Source organism: Sphingobium sp. FW306-1B-F04DB, assembly GCF_058781925.1.
The window spans coordinates 15117-33804 of the sequence record NZ_JBYSXE010000030.1; the positions used below are offsets into that span (position 1 = coordinate 15117).

General features: G+C 65.5%; 18 protein-coding genes. 7 read left to right on the plus strand and 11 right to left on the minus strand.

Annotated elements, in window-relative coordinates:
• Positions 1 to 147 precede the first annotated feature (147 nt).
• The gene (locus AC3WJD_RS13640) at positions 148 to 1152 is read left to right on the plus strand and encodes an LLM class flavin-dependent oxidoreductase (protein ID WP_492747223.1); all 1005 of its coding nucleotides are present in this window, start codon (positions 148 to 150) and stop codon (positions 1150 to 1152) included.
• Here the strand turns inward: AC3WJD_RS13640 and AC3WJD_RS13645 are convergent.
• Entirely contained in the window at positions 1149 to 2732 is a 1584-nt protein-coding gene (locus AC3WJD_RS13645; RefSeq protein WP_492747224.1) for an ABC-F family ATP-binding cassette domain-containing protein, read from the minus strand. The two genes, AC3WJD_RS13640 and AC3WJD_RS13645, sit on opposite strands and share 4 nt — an antisense overlap.
• 165 nt (positions 2733 to 2897) lie before the next feature.
• Between AC3WJD_RS13645 and AC3WJD_RS13650 the strand changes: the two genes are divergently transcribed.
• Positions 2898 to 3419 carry a phosphoribosyltransferase gene (locus tag AC3WJD_RS13650; RefSeq protein ID WP_492747225.1) on the plus strand — a complete coding sequence of 174 codons (522 nt, stop codon included), beginning with the start codon at positions 2898 to 2900 and terminating at the stop codon, positions 3417 to 3419.
• Here the strand turns inward: AC3WJD_RS13650 and rnr are convergent.
• Entirely contained in the window at positions 3416 to 5713 is a 2298-nt protein-coding gene (gene rnr, locus AC3WJD_RS13655) for a ribonuclease R (protein WP_492747255.1), read from the minus strand. The two genes, AC3WJD_RS13650 and rnr, sit on opposite strands and share 4 nt — an antisense overlap.
• A 51-nt stretch (positions 5714 to 5764) precedes the next feature.
• On the opposite strand from rnr, the gene glpD reads away from it, so the two are divergent.
• A complete protein-coding gene (gene glpD, locus AC3WJD_RS13660; RefSeq protein WP_492747226.1) occupies positions 5765 to 7255 on the plus strand; it encodes a glycerol-3-phosphate dehydrogenase in 1491 nt (496 codons plus the stop codon).
• On the opposite strand, the gene proS is transcribed toward glpD, so the two are convergent.
• A complete protein-coding gene (proS, locus tag AC3WJD_RS13665; protein WP_492747227.1) occupies positions 7206 to 8744 on the minus strand; it encodes a proline--tRNA ligase in 1539 nt (512 codons plus the stop codon). The genes glpD and proS overlap by 50 nt on opposite strands.
• 119 nt (positions 8745 to 8863) lie before the next feature.
• Between proS and AC3WJD_RS13670 the strand changes: the two genes are divergently transcribed.
• Positions 8864 to 9781 (plus strand): DMT family transporter, encoded by a 918-nt coding sequence (locus tag AC3WJD_RS13670; protein ID WP_492747228.1) that lies wholly within the window; start codon positions 8864 to 8866, stop codon positions 9779 to 9781.
• A gap of 99 nt (positions 9782 to 9880) precedes the next feature.
• On the opposite strand, the gene AC3WJD_RS13675 is transcribed toward AC3WJD_RS13670, so the two are convergent.
• Positions 9881 to 10708 carry an ABC transporter permease gene (locus tag AC3WJD_RS13675; protein ID WP_492747229.1) on the minus strand — a complete coding sequence of 276 codons (828 nt, stop codon included), beginning with the start codon at positions 10706 to 10708 and terminating at the stop codon, positions 9881 to 9883.
• Between the two features lie 79 nt (positions 10709 to 10787).
• Between AC3WJD_RS13675 and AC3WJD_RS13680 the strand changes: the two genes are divergently transcribed.
• The gene (locus tag AC3WJD_RS13680; RefSeq protein ID WP_492747230.1) at positions 10788 to 11462 is read left to right on the plus strand and encodes a GcrA family cell cycle regulator; all 675 of its coding nucleotides are present in this window, start codon (positions 10788 to 10790) and stop codon (positions 11460 to 11462) included.
• 27 nt (positions 11463 to 11489) lie between these two features.
• Here AC3WJD_RS13680 and AC3WJD_RS13685 read toward each other — a convergent pair whose 3' ends face one another.
• Together AC3WJD_RS13685 and AC3WJD_RS13690 are read right to left on the minus strand one after the other, a co-directional pair.
• Positions 11490 to 12200, minus strand: a complete 711-nt coding sequence (locus AC3WJD_RS13685; protein ID WP_492747231.1) for a ComEC/Rec2 family competence protein — start codon at positions 12198 to 12200, stop codon at positions 11490 to 11492.
• An 11-nt stretch (positions 12201 to 12211) separates the two neighbouring features.
• Positions 12212 to 12949: a hypothetical protein gene (locus tag AC3WJD_RS13690; protein ID WP_492747232.1), complete on the minus strand. Its 738-nt coding sequence runs from the start codon at positions 12947 to 12949 to the stop codon at positions 12212 to 12214.
• A 143-nt stretch (positions 12950 to 13092) separates the two neighbouring features.
• Here AC3WJD_RS13690 and parE point away from each other — a divergent pair, with 143 nt between their 5' ends.
• Both parE and AC3WJD_RS13700 read left to right on the plus strand, forming a co-directional pair.
• Positions 13093 to 15069: a DNA topoisomerase IV subunit B gene (gene parE, locus AC3WJD_RS13695; RefSeq protein ID WP_492747233.1), complete on the plus strand. Its 1977-nt coding sequence runs from the start codon at positions 13093 to 13095 to the stop codon at positions 15067 to 15069.
• Positions 15066 to 15464, plus strand: coding sequence for a c-type cytochrome (locus AC3WJD_RS13700; protein ID WP_492747235.1), 399 nt, complete (start codon positions 15066 to 15068; stop codon positions 15462 to 15464). The genes parE and AC3WJD_RS13700 overlap by 4 nt, the downstream gene beginning before the upstream one ends.
• A 3-nt stretch (positions 15465 to 15467) precedes the next feature.
• Here the strand turns inward: AC3WJD_RS13700 and AC3WJD_RS13705 are convergent, their stop codons facing one another.
• Genes AC3WJD_RS13705 through AC3WJD_RS13725 form a run of 5 tightly spaced genes read right to left on the minus strand, consistent with a single transcriptional unit; the run spans position 15468 to position 18662 of the window.
• Positions 15468 to 15722 carry a hypothetical protein gene (locus AC3WJD_RS13705; RefSeq protein WP_492747236.1) on the minus strand — a complete coding sequence of 85 codons (255 nt, stop codon included), beginning with the start codon at positions 15720 to 15722 and terminating at the stop codon, positions 15468 to 15470.
• The gene (locus tag AC3WJD_RS13710; RefSeq protein WP_492747237.1) at positions 15719 to 16237 is read right to left on the minus strand and encodes a GNAT family N-acetyltransferase; all 519 of its coding nucleotides are present in this window, start codon (positions 16235 to 16237) and stop codon (positions 15719 to 15721) included. Before AC3WJD_RS13710 ends, AC3WJD_RS13705 begins: the two co-directional genes overlap by 4 nt.
• Entirely contained in the window at positions 16237 to 17028 is a 792-nt protein-coding gene (locus tag AC3WJD_RS13715; RefSeq protein ID WP_492747238.1) for a LysR family transcriptional regulator, read from the minus strand. The genes AC3WJD_RS13710 and AC3WJD_RS13715 overlap by 1 nt, the downstream gene beginning before the upstream one ends.
• A 16-nt stretch (positions 17029 to 17044) precedes the next feature.
• Positions 17045 to 17443: a Co2+/Mg2+ efflux protein ApaG gene (gene apaG / locus AC3WJD_RS13720; RefSeq protein ID WP_492747239.1), complete on the minus strand. Its 399-nt coding sequence runs from the start codon at positions 17441 to 17443 to the stop codon at positions 17045 to 17047.
• A gap of 10 nt (positions 17444 to 17453) precedes the next feature.
• Complete coding sequence (locus AC3WJD_RS13725; RefSeq protein ID WP_492747240.1) at positions 17454 to 18662, minus strand: trans-sulfuration enzyme family protein; 1209 nt, start codon at positions 18660 to 18662, stop codon at positions 17454 to 17456.
• Positions 18663 to 18688 lie beyond the last annotated feature (26 nt).

The following is an 18688-nucleotide window of genomic DNA, read 5'->3' on the forward strand; positions in this document are numbered from 1 at the left end:
TGACGATCAGAATCGTGTTCATGGAACCCGGATCAAGTCCGGGATGACGACGAGGATGCGGTTTACGGCTTGGCCACAAGCTCTGCTCTCTGCAGCAACAGATATCCGATCATTGCCCTTCCCGAACACCGCCCCATATTCGGGCGCATGACAGCGTTCTCGGTTCTCGACCTCTCCTCGATCGTCGAAGGCAGCAATGCGGGGCAGGCGCTCGCCAACTCGCTCGACCTCGCCCGCCATGCGGAGGCGCTTGGCTACAAGCGCTTCTGGATGGCCGAGCATCACGGCATGGCGGGGATCGCGAGCGCCGCGACATCGGTCGCGCTGGCGCATGTCGCGGGCGGCACCTCGACGATCCGTATCGGCGCGGGCGGGATCATGCTGCCCAACCATTCACCGCTCGTGATCGCCGAGCAGTTCGGCACATTGAACGCGCTTCATCCCGGACGCATCGATCTTGGCCTCGGCCGCGCACCGGGCTCGGACATGACGGTGGCGCGGGCGCTCCGGCGCAACCTTGACACCGATCCCAATCAGTTTCCGCGCGATGTCGTCGAGCTTCAGGCCTATCTGGCGGGGGATCCGCAGCTGGGCATCATGGCTGTGCCGGGCGCGGGCGAGAATGTGCCGCTCTACATCCTCGGCTCCAGCCTGTTCGGCGCCCAGCTCGCCGCGATCCTTGGCCTGCCCTACGCCTTCGCCTCGCATTTCGCGCCGGGCGACCTGGACGAGGCGATCGCGCTCTATCGCCGCAGCTTCCAGCCCTCAACGCAGCTCGACAGACCTTATGTGATTGCCGGCTACAACATCTTCGCGGCCGACACCGATGCCGAAGCCGAACTGCTCGCCAGCTCGATGCAGCAGGCCTTCGTCGCGCTGCGTACGGGCAATCCGCGCCAGTTGCCCCCGCCCGTTCCCCGCTATCGCGACACGCTGCCCCCCAATGCAGTCGCGATGCTCGATCATGTCTTGCAGGCCTCGGCGGTCGGATCGTTCGAAACCGTCCGCCGCAAGGTCGCAACATTCATCGAACGCACACAGGCGGACGAGCTGATCATCGCGTGCCAGATGTTCGACCATCAGGCCCGCAAGCGTTCCTATGCGATCACGATGGATGTCCACAACGCGCTCTCGGACACCGTCGCCGCCTAGCTCGCCAGGGCGATCCGCCGTGTGATTCCGATCGCGTCGAGGAAGTCGCCATCGTGGCTGACCACGAGCAACGCGCCGTCGAACGCGTTGAGCGCCGCCTCCACCGCCTCCGTCGAGGCGATGTCGAGATGGTTGGTCGGCTCGTCCAGCATCAGCAGTTCGGGCGGCCGGCTTCCACCCAGCACACAGGCTAGCCCTGCGCGCAGCATCTCGCCGCCGCTCAGCTCGCCCACCCGACGCAGCGCCGCATCGGCCCGAAACAGGAAGCGCGCGAGCGCCGCGCGACAGCCATTCTCGCTCTCGCCGGGATTGAGTCCGCGATAATTGTCGACGACTGTCCGGGCCGGATCGAGCAGCGCAACCTGCTGGTCGAGCAGCGCCACGCGGCCGCGCCGTACCTGTCCGGAAAAGGGCGCAAGGCTGCCACTCGCCAATTGCAGCAACGTCGATTTACCGGACCCGTTTGGCCCCGTCAGCGCCACGCGCTCGGGTCCGACAATCGCGAAGCTCAGATCGTGCAGCACCGCACAATCGGGCGCGGGGCCGCCCGTCACATGATCGAAGGCGAGTACCGTTCGCACCGCGGGCAGCCCGCTCGGCGCGATCTCGAAGCGCAGCGCGCGCAATTGCTCCACGCCCGCGCGCGCATCGGCCAGAGCCTCGGCCGCATCGCCGCGCAGCCGGTCGGCGAGCCGGTTTGCGCTGCCCCCGCTCTGTTCTGCGCGATCCTCGCGTGCGCCGAGAAGGATCTTCGGCATGCCGCCCTTGGCGGCGCTCCGCCGGCCCGCAGCATCGCGACGCGCCTTGTGTTCGCGCGCGAGCTGCACTTCGCGCTCGACGCGCTTCGTCTCCTTCTCGGCGTTGTCGAGCTGGCGCTCGGCGGCCGCGAGTTCCTCCGCCTTCTGCGCGGCATAGTGATCCCAGCTCCCGCCATAGGATTTCAGCCCGAGCGTCGTCAGTTCGACGATCCGGTCCATTTGGCGGAGCAGCGCGCGATCATGGCTGACGACGATCGCGCCGCCGCGCCAGTCGCGCAGCACGCGCGCCACCGCCGTGCGTCCCTCGGCATCGAGATTATTGGTCGGCTCGTCGAGCAGGATCAGGTCGGGTTCCGCGAAAATGAGCGCGGCCAGCGCGGCGCGCGTCCGCTGCCCGCCGCTGAGTGTGGCGAGCGGCCGGTCTACGGTGACGCCGGCGAGCCCGACCTGCTCAAGTGCTTCCTCGATCCGCGGCGTGATCGTCCAGTCGGCGTGCGCCAGATCCTCTGCCGAGCCTGTGCCCACCTCGGTCCGCGCGGTTGCGTCGAGCGCCGCGCGTACGCCGAATAGGTCCGCCACGCTTTCATGCGGCACAACCTGCACTATCTGGCGCAACGTGCCGACCACGCCCGTCCGTACGACCTCGCCCGAGCCCGGCGCGCATTCGCCCGCGGCGAGCCGCAGCAGCGTCGACTTGCCCGTGCCGTTGCGACCGATCAGCCCCGCGCGTTCGCGCCCGAAGCCGGTCGTTATGTCGGTGAAAAGCGATCGACCGTCAGCGGTCGAAAAGCTCACATTGCGGAAGGTAACAAACGAAGACATGCGCGGAATCCGATCGAATCTGGCTGGCAGGAATGACTGTCAGTCGCTGGATCCGCATCGAACTTTCCTTCGCTTGCTGTTGGGCAGTGGAGATATAGCGCGTGCCATCTCAATTCAATGACCTCGCGATTGCGGCCAAGCGGCTTGACGTTATCATCGGGCGCCATGGCCGATCCCGTCCTCACGCCCGTCACATATGACGCATTCCTGGCCGACGTTCGCACGCTTGCCACTGCGCTTGCCGCCAGCGAATGGCAGCCCCGCTTCATCGTCGGGATAGGTCGCGGAGGACTCGTGCCCGCCACCTATCTGTCGCACGCATGCGACATCCCGCTGCTCTCGGTGGACCATTCGACCGGCATTGACGGTTTCGGCGACCGGTTGATTGGCGATCTTGCTGGCAAGACAAGAGACGGCATGAAACTGCTCGTGGTCGACGACATCAACGACAGCGGCCGCACGATCGCCCATATTCGCAATGCGATCCGGGCGGCCGGCGGCGTTGCAGGGCATATCCGCTATGCGGTGCTGATCGACAACATCGTCTCGACCGAACGCGTCGATTACCGCGCGCGCAGCATCGATCGCACCGTCACCAAGGACTGGTTCGTCTTTCCCTGGGAAGCCGTGGCCGACCGCGAAAGCGTGTTGCGCGATGCGGCCGAGGTTCCGGAGCGGATCGCCTAGCGCCGCTTCCCCTGGTGCCGGATATTGGCGGGCCTGCCCCGCCGGATGATCGGGCGCCCGCGCTTGTCGCGGCTGTTCCGGGGCGGCGGCGCGGCACCTCGGCCTTCGGGAAGCTCGAAGCGCAGCGCGCCGTTGACGGGATTGGCCTCGGCGAGCCGTAGCTGGAGCCGTTGCCCGATCGTATAGATCGTCTCGCTGTCCTCGCCCGTCAGGCTGTGCGTGGCCTCATCATAGCGGAAATATTCGCCGCCAAGGTCGCGCACGGGCACCAGCCCGTCGCCGCCCAGCCCCTCGACCGTCGCGAAGAAGCCGAAATTCTGGACACCAGTGATGCGCACGTCGAGTATCTCGCCCACCTTTTCGCTGAGATAGGCCGCGACATAGCGGTCGACGGTATCGCGCTCGGCCTCCATTGCCCGGCGTTCGAGCTGGCTGATCGCTTCGCCGATACGCGGCATCGATACGGCTTCGTCGGGAGTCAGGCCACCTTCGCCCAGCCTGTATGCAGCGGTCAGCGCGCGGTGGACGACAAGGTCCGCATAGCGGCGGATCGGCGAGGTGAAGTGTGCGTAGCTGCCCAGCGCCAGCCCGAAATGCCCGTGATTCTCGGGTGCGTAATAGGCCTGGGTCTGCGTCCGCAGCACCTGCTCCATCACCTGCGGCTTGTGATCGGCCTCGCCGACACGCTCGATCACGCGATTGAAGGTCTTGGGGCTGATCACCTGCCCCAGCGCGAGCTCAAGTCCGAAGGTCTTGAGATATTCCTTGAGCGCCACCAGCTTCTCGCGCGCGGGCGGCTCGTGGACGCGGTACATCACGGGCGCCTTCTTCGCCTCGAGCGCCTTAGCCGCCGCGACGTTGGCGGCGATCATGCAATCCTCGATCAGCTTGTGTGCATCGAGCCGCTCGCGCGGTGCCACCGAGAGGATGCGCCCCTTCTCGTCCAGCGCGATCTGGCGCTCGGGCAGGTCGAGGTCGAGCGGCTCGCGCGCCTCGCGCGCCTTGTAAAGCGCGCGCCAGCACGCCCATAGCGGCTTGAGCGCATTTTCGACGAGCGCAGGATCGACGCCATGGGTGGCGAGATCGGCGGGATCCAGCGCGCAGGGCGAGGACGCCAGATCGACGCGCGCTTCGCCCGCGGCATCGATCGCGGCCTGCGCATTCTCGTAAGCGATGTTCCCCGACAGCCGCACCACCGCGCGCGTGAAGCGCCAGGCCTTGATCTGGCCATCCTTCGAAATCGTCAGATGGCACGCCATCGCGGCGCGGTCCTGCCCCGCCTTCAGCGAGCAGACATCGGCCGAGAGTATCTCGGGCAGCATCGGCACGACGCGATCGGGAAAATAGACGCTGTTGCCGCGCTTCTTCGCCTCGCGGTCGAGCGCCGAGCCCGGGCGCACATAGAAGCTCACATCGGCGATCGCGACGATCGCCTTCCAGCCGCCGGAGTTGCCCGCATCGTCATCGGGCGCGGCCCAGACCGCGTCGTCATGGTCGCGCGCATCGGCGGGATCGATCGCGACGATCGGCAGGTGGCGCAGATCCTCGCGATCCTTGCCGAGATCGAGCTTCGCAACCTTCTGCGCCTCCTCCAGCACCTCCTCGGGAAAGACATGCGGGATACCGAGCTTGTGGATCGCGATCAGCGAGAAGCTGCGTGGTTCGAACGGGTCGCCGAGCTTCTGCGTCACGCGCGCAGTGATCCGCGGCGGGCGCCCGGTCTTCTCGGCGAGCACGAGGTCGCCCGCCTCCGCGCCGCCAAGGTCAGAGACGGCGAAGTCGCGGCGCTCCTTCTTGTCGAGCCCCTTGAGCCAGAATTTGCCGCCTTCGTCGTGGATCACACCCATCATCAGCTCGGACCCGCGCGCGAGTTGCTTGAGCGGATGCGCGATCCAGCCCTTGCCCGCCTCCTCGGTGCGCGCGAGCACGCGGTCGCCGACGCCCAGCGCGCCCTTGCGGCTCTTTTCCTTGAGGCGCAGCCGCGGCTCGGGCCCTTCTGCCTCCCAGCGCTCGGGCACCGCCCAGGCCTGACCGTCCTCATCGACATCGGTGACACGCAGTACCGTTACCTTGGGGATGCCGCCCATCTTGTGAAAGGCGCGACCCGGGGCGCTGTCGATCAGGCCCTCATCCGCCATGTCCTTGAGCAGCGCCTTGAGCTGGATCTTCTCCTGCCCCTTCAGCCCGAACGCCTTGGCGATCTCACGCTTGCCCGCGGGCTGATCGGATTCGGTGATGAAGTCCAGGATCTGCTGGCGGCTCGGCAGCCCGGCCTGTTGCTTTTGTTTCGCCATCGCACTCACATAGGCTTTCGCGCCCGCCCGTCCAACGGATAAGAGGAGCAAATGGTCCACGACCTTCTCATCATCGGCGGCGGCATCAACGGCACCGCGATCGCCCGCGAGGCGGCGCTCAACGGCCTTTCGGTGCTGCTCGTCGAGAAGGACGACCTTGCCGCGCACACCTCGTCGGCGTCGACCAAGCTGATTCATGGCGGCCTGCGCTATCTCGAATATTACGAGTTCAGGCTGGTCCGAGAGGCGTTGAAAGAGCGCGAGCTTCTGCTCCACGCTGCGCCGCATATCATTCGACCCATGCAGTTCGTGCTGCCCCATGCGCACGCGGTGCGCCCCTGGTGGCTCGTGCGGCTCGGGCTGCTGCTCTACGATACGATCGGCGGTCGCAGCAGCTTGCCGCGTTCGCGAGGAGACGGCCCAATCGACGCCAAGATACTCACCGCACAGCTCAAGAATCCGCTGGGCCACCACTTCTTCTACTGGGATTGCGCGGTCGACGACGCGCGCTTCACCCTGTTCAATGCGATGGACGCGGCCGCGAACGGCGCAGAGATCGTCACGCGCACCGCGCTGACGGGGGCGCAACGCGATGACGGCCTGTGGCGCGCCACATTGTCCGACGGGCGCACCGTCGACGCACGCGCGCTGGTCAACGCCGCCGGTCCCTGGGTCGAACAATTGCTCCACAGTATCGGTGCCGATCGCCGCAACCGCGTCAAGCTCGTCCGCGGCAGCCATATCATCGTCCCGCAGCTGTTCGCGGGCGAGCACGCCTATATGCTCCAGCAACCCGACCGACGCATTGTCTTCGCGATTCCCTATCGCGGCCACACGCTGATCGGCACCACCGATATCGCGGTGGAGACGCCCGAAGAGGCGCGCATCACGGAGGATGAGAAGGTCTATCTCTGCGAGGCCGCCAATCGCTATTTCCAGCGGCAGATCACGCCCGCCGACATCGTCTCGACCTATGCGGGGGTGCGCCCGCTCTATGACGACGGCACGTCGGATGCGAAGGCGGTGACGCGCGACTATGTGCTCGAACTCGATACCGACGACGCACCGCTGCTCTCCGTCTTCGGGGGCAAGATCACCACCGCGCGGCATCTGGCGGAAGAGGCGCTGGGCAAGCTGGGCCCCGCGCTGGGCGTGGCCGTCCGGCCCGTGACCCGCGACAGGCCCTTTCCGGGCGGGGACATGCCGAGCTTCGCCGGTTTCCTCACCGAGGTCCGCACACGCTGGCCTTTCCTCGGCCAGGCGCGCTCCGAGCGCATGGCGCGCGCCTATGGCACGCTGCTGCGCGCAATGCTGAGCGACGTCGCTTCGGAAGCCGATATGGGCGCCGATCTTGGCCACGGGCTGACCGAGATCGAGCTCGGCTGGATGGTCACACGCGAATGGGCCAAGACCGCCGAAGACGTGCTCTGGCGGCGCAGCAAGCTGGGGCTCTGCGCCGACCCCTCAATGGAACGGCGCGTGACCGAATGGCTCAGTAAGCGCGCCCGATCAGTATCCGCTCGACAGCCGGCGCTCCCGTAAAGAAGCATGCGTCATCGGTGGGCGCCGCGTCGTTGGGGACGTTGCGCATCGTAAGCTTCAGCCCCTTGAGCTTTTCGACGATGTCCTCGAGTTCACCGCCCGTCGGCTTGCACCACTGCACCTCGACCCAGCCGGCAAACTTGCCTGCCTTTTCGTAAAAGGCCTTAAGCCCAGCAAAATCAGTTACATCGCGTGCGATGTTGCCATCAGTGCGCGCCTTGGCCTCCGCGAACAGCGAAGACTGGATATCCTCGAGCGCCGATGCCGCCGCGCCGACGAACTCGTCGCGCGGGCGGATCTCGGACGCCAGCTTGCCGCCCTGGTCGTAAAGCCGATCGCGGCGCAGCACCGAGACATTGCCCGCGGCAACATCGCGCGGCCCGATCTCGACGATCAGCGGCGCACCCTTCTTGACCCAGGCCCAACGCTTGTTCGAGGCCTTCTGAGACCGTCCGTCAAGCAGCGCGCGCGCCGGTTCGCCAAAGGCGGTCAATGCGTTGAGTTCCCTCACCAGGGCCTTGCAGTAATCGAGTACCGCCTCGTCCTCGTCATTGTCGCGCAGCATCGGCACGATCACGATCTGGTGCGGCGCGACGCGCGGCGGCACACGCAGCCCATCGTCATCGCCGTGCGTCATGATCAGCCCGCCGATCATGCGCGTCGACATGCCCCAGCTCGTCGTCTGCGCCAGCTCGAGTTCGCCGTCCCTGTTCTGGAAGCGGATGTTCTGCGCGGCCGAGAAGTTGGTGCCGAGGAAGTGGCTGGTGCCCGCCTGGAGCGCCTTGCCGTCCTGCATCATCGCCTCGATCGAATAGGTCGCGACCGCGCCCGGGAAGCGCTCATGCTCGGGCTTTTCACCCGCGACGACAGGCATCGCGACGCAATCCTCCGCAAAGGCGCGATAGACTTCGAGCATCTTCAGAGTTTCCTCGCGCGCCTCGGCCTCCGATGCGTGCGCGGTATGGCCTTCCTGCCAGAGGAACTCGCTAGTCCGGAGGAACATGCGCGTGCGCATTTCCCAGCGGACGACATTCGCCCACTGGTTGATCAGCACGGGCAGGTCGCGCCAGCTCTGCACCCAGCGCGCGAAGGCGGTGCCGATCACCGTCTCGGAGGTGGGACGCACGACCAGCGGCTCTTCCAGTTTGGCTTCGGGATCGGGGACCAGCCCGCCCTTGCCGTCCGCGACCAGCCGGTGATGCGTGACAACCGCCATTTCCTTTGCAAAACCATCGACATGCTCGGCTTCCTTCGCAAAGTAGCTGAGCGGGATGAAGATCGGGAAATAGCAATTCTCGTGTCCCGTCCGCTTGATCTCGGCATCGAGAAGCTTCTGGATGCGCTCCCAGATGCCATAGCCCCAAGGCCGGATCACCATGCAGCCGCGCACCCCCGATTCCTCCGCCATGTCGCCCTCGGCGATGACGGCCTGATACCAGGCGGCGAAGTCCTGTTCGCGGGTGACATTGAGCGCGTGTTTGACGGCCACGGGGATAATCTCGCTGTTCGGGTTGAGCGTGCCGCTTAGGGGAGAAGCGCCGTGTGATGCAAGAAACAACGCGCGAATTTGCGGTTGATTGCGCGGCATCCCGCCCTAGAGCCCTTCGCATGGCCGAACCGCAAGCGCATCTCCACCACCCGCTCTATGCGCTCGGCCTGCGCCTTACCGCGGTTTTCTTCCTCGCGAGCATGAGCGCGCTGATCAAGCTGGCCTCGACGCGGGGGATCAACCTCGCCGAGACGATGTTCTTCCGCCAGTTCTTCGCGCTGCCCGTCGTGATCGCCTGGGTGATCGCGGGGCCCGGCCTTGCCTCGCTCAGGACGCAGCGCATCGGCGCGCATGTGTCGCGCACCGCGGCGGGACTGCTGGGCATGGTCGCCACCTTCGGCGCAATCATCCTGCTGCCGCTCGCCGAGCAGACCACGCTCGGCTTCACCGTGCCGATCTTCGCGACCATTTTGTCGGTCGTCTTTCTCGGCGAAAAGGCGGGTATCCATCGCTGGAGCGCGGTGTTCGCGGGTTTCATCGGCGTGCTGATCGTCGTCCGGCCGGGTAGCGACCATTTTCCGTTGATCGGTGCCATTGTCGGCCTGTCCTCCGCCTTCATGATCGCGGTGGTCAGCATATTGCTGCGCCAGATCGGGCGCACTGAAACTGCGCCGACAACGGTGTTCTGGTTCTCGTTGCTGTCCTGTATCCCGCTCGGGCTGGTCTATATCTTCTTCGCGCAACCGCACGACCTGACCGGCTGGCTGTTGCTCGCGGGGATCGGGATCGCGGGCGGGCTCGGGCAGATGGCGCTGACGGGCGCGCTGCGCTGGGGGCCCGTCTCGCTCGTCGTGCCGATGGATTATTCGAGCCTGATCTGGGCGACGCTCTATGGCTGGCTGCTCTTCGGTGCGCTGCCGACCGCCGCGACGTGGATCGGTGCGCCGATCATCGTCGCGAGCGGGCTCTACATCGTCTGGCGCGAGCACCGGCTCAGCCGGCTGAATACCGATACCGCGACGACGGCGGCTGATTAGAGCGCGCTGCGTGAAACCAGACGCTCGTCGCGCGCTCTAGTTTTTTGTTTTCGCATCGCTCTATGCGGAAAACCGGTTCCCACTTTTCCGCGCGATGCTCTAATTCCTGATCTTCCAGCCCTTGCGCAGCAGCAGGTAGCAGACGCTGCCCAGCGCCATATTGAGCGCCAGAAGCAGCACTGCGCCGAACAGGATCGGCGAATCGGCCTCACTCAGAAAGCCGTATCGGAAGCCCGAAATGATGTAGAAAAAGGGATTGGCGTGGCTGATTGTCTGGAAGAGCGGCGCGAGCTTGTCCACCGAATAGAAGGTACCCGACAGCAGCGACAGCGGCGCAACGACGAAGTTGGTCACCGCCGCGGCGTGATCGAACTTCTCCGCCCAGATCGAGGTCATCACACCGAGAAAACTGAGGAACAGCGATCCCATCAGCCCGAACCAGAGGATCGCCCAGGGATGTTTGGGCGTCACATGGACGCCGGGCCACAGCGCCATCGCCAGCCAGACGGTGCACCCGACGAGCACCGCGCGTGTCACTGCACCGCCCGCGAGCGCCGCGAGAAGCTCGGCGGTCGACAGCGGCGGCATCAGATAGTCGACGATCGTGCCCTGGATCTTGCCGACGAGCAGCGAAAAGCTCGAATTCGCAAAGGCATTCTGCATCATGCCCATTACGATCAGGCCGGGCGCGATAAAGTCCGCAAAGGGCACCCCAAGCACCGTACGGCCGCTGCCACCCAGCGCCACCGTGAAAATCACGAGGAAAAGCAGGGTAGTTATCGCGGGCGCCCAGATAGTCTGGAGCTGCACCTTGAAGAAACGGCGCACCTCCTTGATATAGAGGGCACGAAGCCCGCCCCAGTTGACATTGCGGATCACCGGTACGCCCGGTTCGTTGACGATCGCTGATTCAGGCTGGCTGTTCATCACCCGATCGCCTATCGGCTGTCGGCTTAAGCCGCAAGCGATGAGTTTGCGTCACGAGATTGAAGTCAAGGGAGCTTAAATGGCCTGGACCGACGAACGCATCGATCAGCTGAAAACGATGTGGGAAAAAGGCATGACCGCAAGCCAGATCGCCGACGAGCTCGGCGGCGTCAGCCGCAACGCCGTGATCGGCAAGGCGCACCGCCTTGGCCTGCAGTCGCGCCCGTCGCCCGTGAAGGACAAGGAAGGCAAGGCGCCCGCGCCCAAGAAGCCCGCGCCCGCACCCAAGCGCGCCGAACCCGCACCCGCGCCGGTGCAGCACGCGCCCAAGCCCGCCGCGCCCGCGCCGCAGGCCGCGCCCAAGGCTGCCCCCGCCCCGGCGGGAACGGCCCCGGTCGCACCGCGCGATCCCTCGGAGCCCGTGCTGCGTTCGATCGGCCCCGGCGGCTTTCTGCGTCAGGGCCCCGGCGATCAGCAGGCGCCCATCCCGCCCGCGCCGCCACGCCGGCTGGTGCCCGCAAAGCCCAGCGCGGAGATCGCGGGCAAGACGACGCTGCTCGACCTCAACGACCGCATCTGCAAATGGCCGCTTGGCCATCCGGGCGAGCCTGACTTCCATTTCTGCGGCGATCCGGTGAATCCGGGCTTTCCCTATTGCGTCGCGCATTGCGGCCACGCCTATCAGGCGCAGCTGCCGCGCCGCGACCGGCGCCCGCCCCCGCCGATGCCCTTTGGCGGCCCGCGGGTACGCTAGGCCTCGATCGTTTGAAGAGCGCCTGATTCACGCTTTCGGCGCGCTCCGCTTGATTGCGGCGGGCGCGAACGCGATTTCGCCTGTCGGTGAAACCGTGAAGCGATAGGCCTCGTTCATTCCTTCCTTGCCCGAATGCGTGAAGGCAAGCACCCGGCTGCCGTCGGTGCGAATGTGCGCGATGCCGAAATTGGTCCGCTCAAAGGCGAAGAATTTCCTCGCGGGATTTTTGGGGTCGACGGCATAGCCCTTGACCGCGAAGAAAGCGGTCAGTTCGGTGCAGAATATCACCGCCGGCGTCGAGCGCGAGGCCCGGCCAAGCGCTGCCATCAGCGTCGCGCGCGGATGGATATATTCCTTGGCACTGCTCTCGTCGCCCGACGAGATCAGCGAGACGACGGCGCCGACCTCCTTCAGGAACTCCATGTCGAAATCCGCCGAGCCGTGGTGCGGCGCTTTCAGGATTTCCGAGCGGAGCGCGGCGCCCGGCATGGCCGTCCGCAGCCTTTGCATCGATTCCTGATTCATGTCCCCGGTGAACATCAAGCGCACATTGCCAAAGCGCAGCCGGAAATTGAGCGAATGGCCGTTGATCGTGTGGCTGGCCGAAAATGATCCCTTGTGGCCTGCGGGCGCAGTGCCCAGCATCAGCTTGGCATCGTCGGGCGGCTTGCGAAGGAACTGAAGGCTGGGACCGCCAGCCGTGTTCGCTACGATCGGGCCAAGCATCTCGACGGCCACGCCGTCCTCGTTCAGGAAGTCAAATGCGTTCGCGGCAAGATGGTCCAGCCGGCGGAACTCGACCGGCTTTCCGGTATTGGCTGTGACCCGTGGCGCCCATTTTGCCAGCGTGTCCACCCAGCGATTGAACGGTCCATTTCGTTCGGTGGAAGGGACCGCCGAGGGGTCGTCCACCAGCCCGGTGTGAAGGGCACGCCGCCAACGTCGGTGGTGGAACCGAGCATTTCGGTCTCCTTGCGCTTCTTGGTGCTGCCCGCAATCTTTTCCGGCCGCTTGACGATGCCGTTGTGATAGACGCGCCTGGGCGCAACGAAAATGCGCTTGCGCGGCTCCTTATGGGTCTCAGAGACCAGCAGTTCGGACAGACCATCGAAATGATCAGCGTCACCATGCGTGACGACGATGGCATCCACGATGAGCGGATTGCCTTCGGAACTCCCCGAAAAGCGCGCCGCGGCGTGGCGTGCGAAGAGCTGGTTGTCGCCGCCGTCGATGAAGACAACTTTCTCGCTCGGCGTTTCGAGGATCAGCCCGTCACCCTGCTGGACGTCGATCATCGAGAGGCGAAGAAGCCCGGTGTCGCGGAATTGCGTCTCGGTGCTGACCAAGCCCTCGTCAACGACTCCAAACTTGCCATGAATCTTGACGTGGACGCCGTTCGCGGCCGGTACCCAGAACGTCGCATTTGTCACCCCAATAATATTGACGGGTCGTGCCATCCGCGCGCCGAAGCACGACGATGTCGTCATCAAGATACTGCATCATGCTGCGCTCCTTGCCGACGGCCTGTTCCTATAGCTGATTTGTTACGTCTTCGCATCGATAAATATCGCTGGCCGGAATAGGTGTTTGCCGCTTGTCACCCTGACTCACCGCACTCTATAGCTTCGTAATGTCCGACGACCTGTTCGCTTCCGCGCCCCAGACTTCCGGCACCTATGACGCATCGGCCATCGAGGTTCTCGAGGGTCTCGAGCCTGTCCGGCGCAGGCCCGGCATGTATATCGGCGGCACCGACGAGCGCGCCTTTCATCACCTTGCCGCCGAGGTGCTCGACAATGCGATGGACGAAGCGGTTGCAGGGCATGCCACGCGGATCGAGGTGACGCTGGAGCCGGGCAACCGGCTTACGATCACGGACAATGGCCGCGGCATCCCCGTCGATCCGCACCCCAAATTCCCCGACAAATCGGCGCTTGAGGTCATCATGACCACGCTACATTCGGGCGGAAAATTCGCTGGCAAGGCCTATGCCACGTCGGGCGGCCTTCATGGCGTGGGCGTGAGCGTGGTCAACGCACTGTCGTCGGAAACCGTGGTCGAGGTCGCGCGCAACAAGGAAGTGTTCCGCCAGATCTTCTCCCGCGGTCATGCCGTGACGGGGCTTGAACGGCTGGGCCAGACGCAGAATCGGCGCGGGACAACAGTCAGCTTCGTGCCCGATACCGAGATCTTCGGCGAGATGCATTTCAAGCCGCAACGGCTCTACAAGCTCGCGCGCTCCAAGGCCTATCTCTTCGCGGGCGTGGAGATCCGCTGGAAATGCGCGCCCGAGCTCATCACCGACGACACGCCCGCCGAGGCCGTGTTCCAGTTCCCGGGGGGTCTTGCCGATCACCTGAAGGAGCAGGTTGGCACGCGCGAATGCGCGACCGCCGAATTCTTCGCCGGGCGGCAGGACTTCCCCGAGCGACAGGGCTCGGTCGAGTGGGCGGTCGGCTGGCCGCTCTGGTCCGAGGGCAGCTACAGCTATTACTGCAACACCATTCCGACCCCCGATGGCGGCACGCACGAGGCAGGGTTACGCACCGCGCTGGTCAGGGGCATTCGCGCCTTCGGTGAACTGGTGGGGCAGAAAAAGGCCAAGGACATCTCGGCCGAAGACATCATGACCGGATCGGAGCTGATGCTCTCGGTCTTCATCCGCGATCCGCAGTTCCAGAGCCAGACGAAGGATCGGCTGACCAGCCCGGAGGCGGCGCGGCTCGTCGAGAATGCGGTCAAGGACCATTTCGACCATTTCCTCGCCGACCATATGGATCGCGGCAAGGCGCTGCTCGGCTTCGTGCTCGACCGCATGGACGAGCGCCTGCGCCGCAGGGCCGAGCGCGAGGTCAAACGCAAGACCGCGACCTCGGGCCGCAAGCTGCGCCTGCCCGGCAAGCTCACCGACTGTTCGGCGGATGATCCCGCAGGTACCGAGATCTTTATCGTCGAGGGCGACAGCGCGGGCGGCAGCGCCAAGCAGGCGCGTGACCGCAAGACGCAGGCGATCCTGCCGATCCGCGGCAAGATCCTCAACGTCGCCTCGGCCAACAGTGCGAAGATCCTCGCCAATCAGGAAATCGCGGACCTGATTCAGGCGATCGGCTGCGGCACGCGCGACAAGTGCGTGCCCGACAATCTGCGCTACGAGCGCATCGTCATCATGACCGATGCCGATGTCGACGGCGCGCATATCGCGACCTTGCTGATGACCTTCTTCTTTCAGGAGATGCCCGAGCTCGTCCGGCGCGGGCACCTGTATCTGGCGCAACCGCCGCTCTACCGCCTCGTTTCTGGGGGCAAGAGCGCCTATGCCCGCGACGACGCGCACCGTGCCGCGCTCGAGGCGACCGAGTTCAAGGGCAAGAAGGTCGAGGTCAGCCGCTTCAAGGGCCTGGGCGAGATGAACCCGCAGCAGTTACGCGAAACGACGATGGATCCCAAAACGCGCAGCATGATCCGCATCATCCTGCCGCAGGAATATGAAGAGCGCATGGTGGTCCGCGATCTTGTCGAGCGGCTGATGGGCAAGAATCCCGAGCACCGCTTCCAGTTCATCCAGGAAAACGCGGCGCGCGTCGACGAGGAAGTTATCGACGCATGATGCGTCCCATATCCGCCTTCGCCGCGCTGGCGCTGCTCGCGGGCTGCGACAGTCCGGGCGGCGAAAGCAATGCGGGCGACACTGCGAGTGCCGCGCCCGTCCGCCCCGCCGCCTTCCAGCAATGCGCGGTCTGCCACAGCGATCAGAAGGACGCGCGCGACTGGACCGGACCGAACCTGTTCGGCGTGGTCGGCTCCACGGCTGGCACCCACCGCCCCGGCTATGCCTATTCGAGCGCGATGCGCGGGGCGAAGTTCAAATGGGACCGCGCCAGACTCGACGCATGGCTCGAGGATCCCGCCCGGGTGGTTCCAGGCAACCGCATGTATTTCTACGGTGTGAAGGACGCCGCCCGCCGCGCGGAGATAATCGACTATCTGGAAAAGCTGCGCTGAGCGTTATTCTGCGTCGCGCCGCTTTTCCTCTTCGGCGAGCAGGTCGAGCTTCTGGAACGCCATGCGGTGCGTGAGCGCCGCAAGCAGCAACGTAACCCCGACCAGAATCACCCCCAGTGCGACCCATTTGAGCGCTGGCATGTCGGGATTGCGCTTGCCGGCGATAGCGAGCGCAAAGCCCGCCATTGCGAGGATAAACCCCAGCCGGCGTGCCCGTCCGACGATGGCGTGAAGCTTGAAATGGCCCTGTTCGTTCATCGCCATTCGTCCTTGAGCAATCCGAAGATCAGACTGTCGCGAATGCCGATATGCGTTTCCCATTCGCCGCGCAGATGGCCCTCCTGCCGGAAACCCAGCCGCTTCAGCAGGTCCACCGACGCTGCGTTTTCGGGATCGACATCGGCGAAGACGCGGCGAAGCCCCATCGCGCCGAAGCCATGGTCGAGCACCGCGCTCACGGCCTCGCGCGCATAGCCGCGCCCCCAGCGGTCGCGCCTGAGGATATAGCCGATCTCGCGCACGCCTTCCCGCTTCTCACCCAGCACCACCCAGCCAAGCGCCGCGCCGCCATCCTCGGTGATCGCCCAGCTCAGCCAGCGGTCCTGCGCGGCGTTGCCCGCCACATAGGCGCGTGTCTGGTCCAGCGATGTATGGGGGGCGCTCGACCACCAGTGCATCAGTTCGACGTCCGACATGGCGACGTGGATCGCCGCGGCATCGTCCTCGACCAGCGGTCTCAGGACGAGCCTGTCGGTCCTGAGCGTCGGCAGCATCAGCGCGTCAGCGCTTCGACGAGCGCCTTGACCTTTTTCTGACGCCATTGCGGTAGCGGCGCGATCAGCCAATAGGCGAGCGGCGACGGCCGCGCCTCGCCGACCATCGCGACACGGCCGCTCGCGACATCGGCGGCGGCAAGCAGCTGAGGTACGCTGGTCCGCCCGAAACCGTTGATCGCGGCGTCGATCGCGAGCCCCGCATCGGCGACGCGCAGCGCCGGACTGTCCTCATCCGAAGGGCAGCCGGGCCAGGCGATGCGCGTGTCCGCGGCGCCCTCGGGCGCGGCGAGGGTCACGAACGCGCCATCGGCCAGCTTGACGCCCTCATTCTCGCCCGGCCCTTCGGCGAGCCGGATCGCGAGGTCGAGATTGGCCTCGGTGAAATCGAGATCGCCCTCGCTCGCAATGAGCGTAAAGCGAATTTCGGGATCGGTCCGGCCATAGCCAGCAAGCCGGTTCGCCAGCCATTTGGCGGTGAAGTCGCGCGGCGCGGCGATCGTCAGCGATTTGGACGACTGGCCCGCCTGCATCGCGCGCACCGATTCCTCGAACTGCAGGAAGCCCGCACGCAGCGCGTCGAGCCCCGCCTCGCCCTCGGGCGTCAGCTCGAGCCCCTTGGCGGTGCGGCGGAAGAGCACGACGCCCAGCGTATCCTCGAGCGCGCGGATCTGCTGGCCGACCGCGGCGGGCGTCACCGCCAGTTCGTCAGCCGCGCGGGTGAAGCTCAGATGCCGCGCGGCAGCATCGAGCACACGCAGGCCATTCAGGGGAAGATGCGTACGCTTCATTCCTGTTCCTCTACCCTCATTGCGCGTTGACGGGCGCGACCAGCGGGAAGCGCGGGATCTTGACATCGAATGCCGAGCCGTCCTCGCCCACCATGTGATAGTTGCCCTGCATCTGCCCGGTGGGCGTCGAAAGTGGGCAGCCCGAGACATAGTCATAGGACTCGCCCGCCGCGATCATCGGCTGTTCACCGACCACGCCCTCGCCTTCGACCGAGTGGCGCGCGCCCCGTGCGTCGGTGATCACCCAGTGGCGCGTGAGCAGCTGGATCGTCATCGGCCCGCCATTCTCGATGCGGATGTGATAGGCCCAGAACCAGCGTCCCCGATCCGGCTCCGACTGTTCGGGCAGATAGCTGACCGAGACGCGCACGGTGATGTCGCGCGTCGTCTCGGCATAGGGGAACAGGCCCTTCATCGCGCGCCGCCTAGAGCCCCGCGGCCCGCAGCGCCTGGTCGAAATCCTCGATCAGGTCCTGCGAATCCTCGAGCCCGACATTGAGGCGCAGCATCCCTTCGGTAACGCCCATGTCGAGCCGCACCGCTTCAGAAAGTCCGGCGTGCGTGGTGGATGCAGGGTGCGTCATCAGCGAGCGGCTGTCCCCGATATTGTTCGATATGTCGACGAGCTCGAGCGCGTCGAGCAGAGCATGCGCCTGCTTGCGCCCGCCGTCGAGATAGATCGAGAAGATCGGGCCCGCCGCCTCCATCTGGGACATTGCCAGATTGTGCTGCGGATGGCTTTCGAGCGCCGGGTAGAGCACGCGCGGCACGCGCTGTTCGAGGAAGCGCGCGACCGTCAGCGCATTCTCGCTCTGACGGCGGATGCGCAGGTCGAGCGTCTCGATCCCCTTGAGCACTACCCAAGCGTTGAACGGGGAAAGCGTCGGCCCGGTGTTGCGCGTAAAGGGCAGCAGCGTGTTGTTGATGAAATCCTCCGACCCGCACACCGCGCCCGCCAGCACGCGTCCCTGCCCGTCCATCATCTTGGTCGCCGAATAGGCGACGACATCAGCGCCGAAATCCATCGGTCGCTGGAGCGCTGGCGTGGCGAAGGCATTGTCGACCACGCTGGTGATCCCTGCATTCTTCGCGATGCCGCACACCGCCTTGAGGTCGACGATATCCATCGTCGGATTGGCGGGCGTCTCGAAGAAGAAGACCTTCGTATTGGGCCGGATTGCGTCCTTCCACGCATCGGTTTCGCGCGCATCGATGATCGTCGTGGTGATCCCGAAGCGCGGCATCAGCGTATCGGTCAGCCAGCGGCACGAACCGAATGCGGCGCGGCCGGCGACGACATGGTCGCCCTGCGACAGCTGACAGAGCAGGGCCGCGGTCATCGCTGCCATGCCCGACGCCTGGCAGCGCGCCGCCTCGGCGCCCTCGAGCAGCGCGATACGCTGTTCGAGCATCTCGACCGTCGGGTTCTGCAGCCGGCTATAGGTCATGCCCTGCTGCTCGCCCGCAAAGCGCGCGGCGGCGTCACCCGCGCAGTCATAGGCATAGCCCGAGGTGAGGAAGATCGCCTCCGAGGTCTCGCCATATTCGGAGCGCGCGGTGCCGCCGCGGATCGCCTGCGTCGCGGGGCGCCAGTTCCGGGTGATCGAGCGGTCCTGGCCGGTCTTTTTCTTCATTGCGTGTTTCTCTTTGATTCCGGGGG

Bases quoted from the DNA above. Each gene is read 5' to 3' on its own strand.
- AC3WJD_RS13670 (WP_492747228.1), top strand. From the start codon at position 8,864: ATGGCCGAACCGCAAGCGCATCTCCACCACCCGCTCTATGCGCTCGGC.
- AC3WJD_RS13640 (WP_492747223.1), top strand. From the start codon at position 148: ATGACAGCGTTCTCGGTTCTCGACCTCTCCTCGATCGTCGAAGGCAGC.
- AC3WJD_RS13715 (WP_492747238.1), bottom strand. From the start codon at position 17,028: ATGAAGCGTACGCATCTTCCCCTGAATGGCCTGCGTGTGCTCGATGCT.
- AC3WJD_RS13675 (WP_492747229.1), bottom strand. From the start codon at position 10,708: ATGAACAGCCAGCCTGAATCAGCGATCGTCAACGAACCGGGCGTACCG.
- AC3WJD_RS13710 (WP_492747237.1), bottom strand. From the start codon at position 16,237: ATGCTGCCGACGCTCAGGACCGACAGGCTCGTCCTGAGACCGCTGGTC.
- rnr (WP_492747255.1), bottom strand. From the start codon at position 5,713: ATGGCGAAACAAAAGCAACAGGCCGGGCTGCCGAGCCGCCAGCAGATC.
- AC3WJD_RS13650 (WP_492747225.1), top strand. From the start codon at position 2,898: ATGGCCGATCCCGTCCTCACGCCCGTCACATATGACGCATTCCTGGCC.
- AC3WJD_RS13690 (WP_492747232.1), bottom strand. From the start codon at position 12,949: ATGACGACATCGTCGTGCTTCGGCGCGCGGATGGCACGACCCGTCAAT.
- AC3WJD_RS13725 (WP_492747240.1), bottom strand. From the start codon at position 18,662: ATGAAGAAAAAGACCGGCCAGGACCGCTCGATCACCCGGAACTGGCGC.
- AC3WJD_RS13645 (WP_492747224.1), bottom strand. From the start codon at position 2,732: ATGTCTTCGTTTGTTACCTTCCGCAATGTGAGCTTTTCGACCGCTGAC.
- AC3WJD_RS13680 (WP_492747230.1), top strand. From the start codon at position 10,788: ATGGCCTGGACCGACGAACGCATCGATCAGCTGAAAACGATGTGGGAA.
- AC3WJD_RS13700 (WP_492747235.1), top strand. From the start codon at position 15,066: ATGATGCGTCCCATATCCGCCTTCGCCGCGCTGGCGCTGCTCGCGGGC.
- AC3WJD_RS13705 (WP_492747236.1), bottom strand. From the start codon at position 15,722: ATGAACGAACAGGGCCATTTCAAGCTTCACGCCATCGTCGGACGGGCA.
- apaG (WP_492747239.1), bottom strand. From the start codon at position 17,443: ATGAAGGGCCTGTTCCCCTATGCCGAGACGACGCGCGACATCACCGTG.
- parE (WP_492747233.1), top strand. From the start codon at position 13,093: ATGTCCGACGACCTGTTCGCTTCCGCGCCCCAGACTTCCGGCACCTAT.
- glpD (WP_492747226.1), top strand. From the start codon at position 5,765: ATGGTCCACGACCTTCTCATCATCGGCGGCGGCATCAACGGCACCGCG.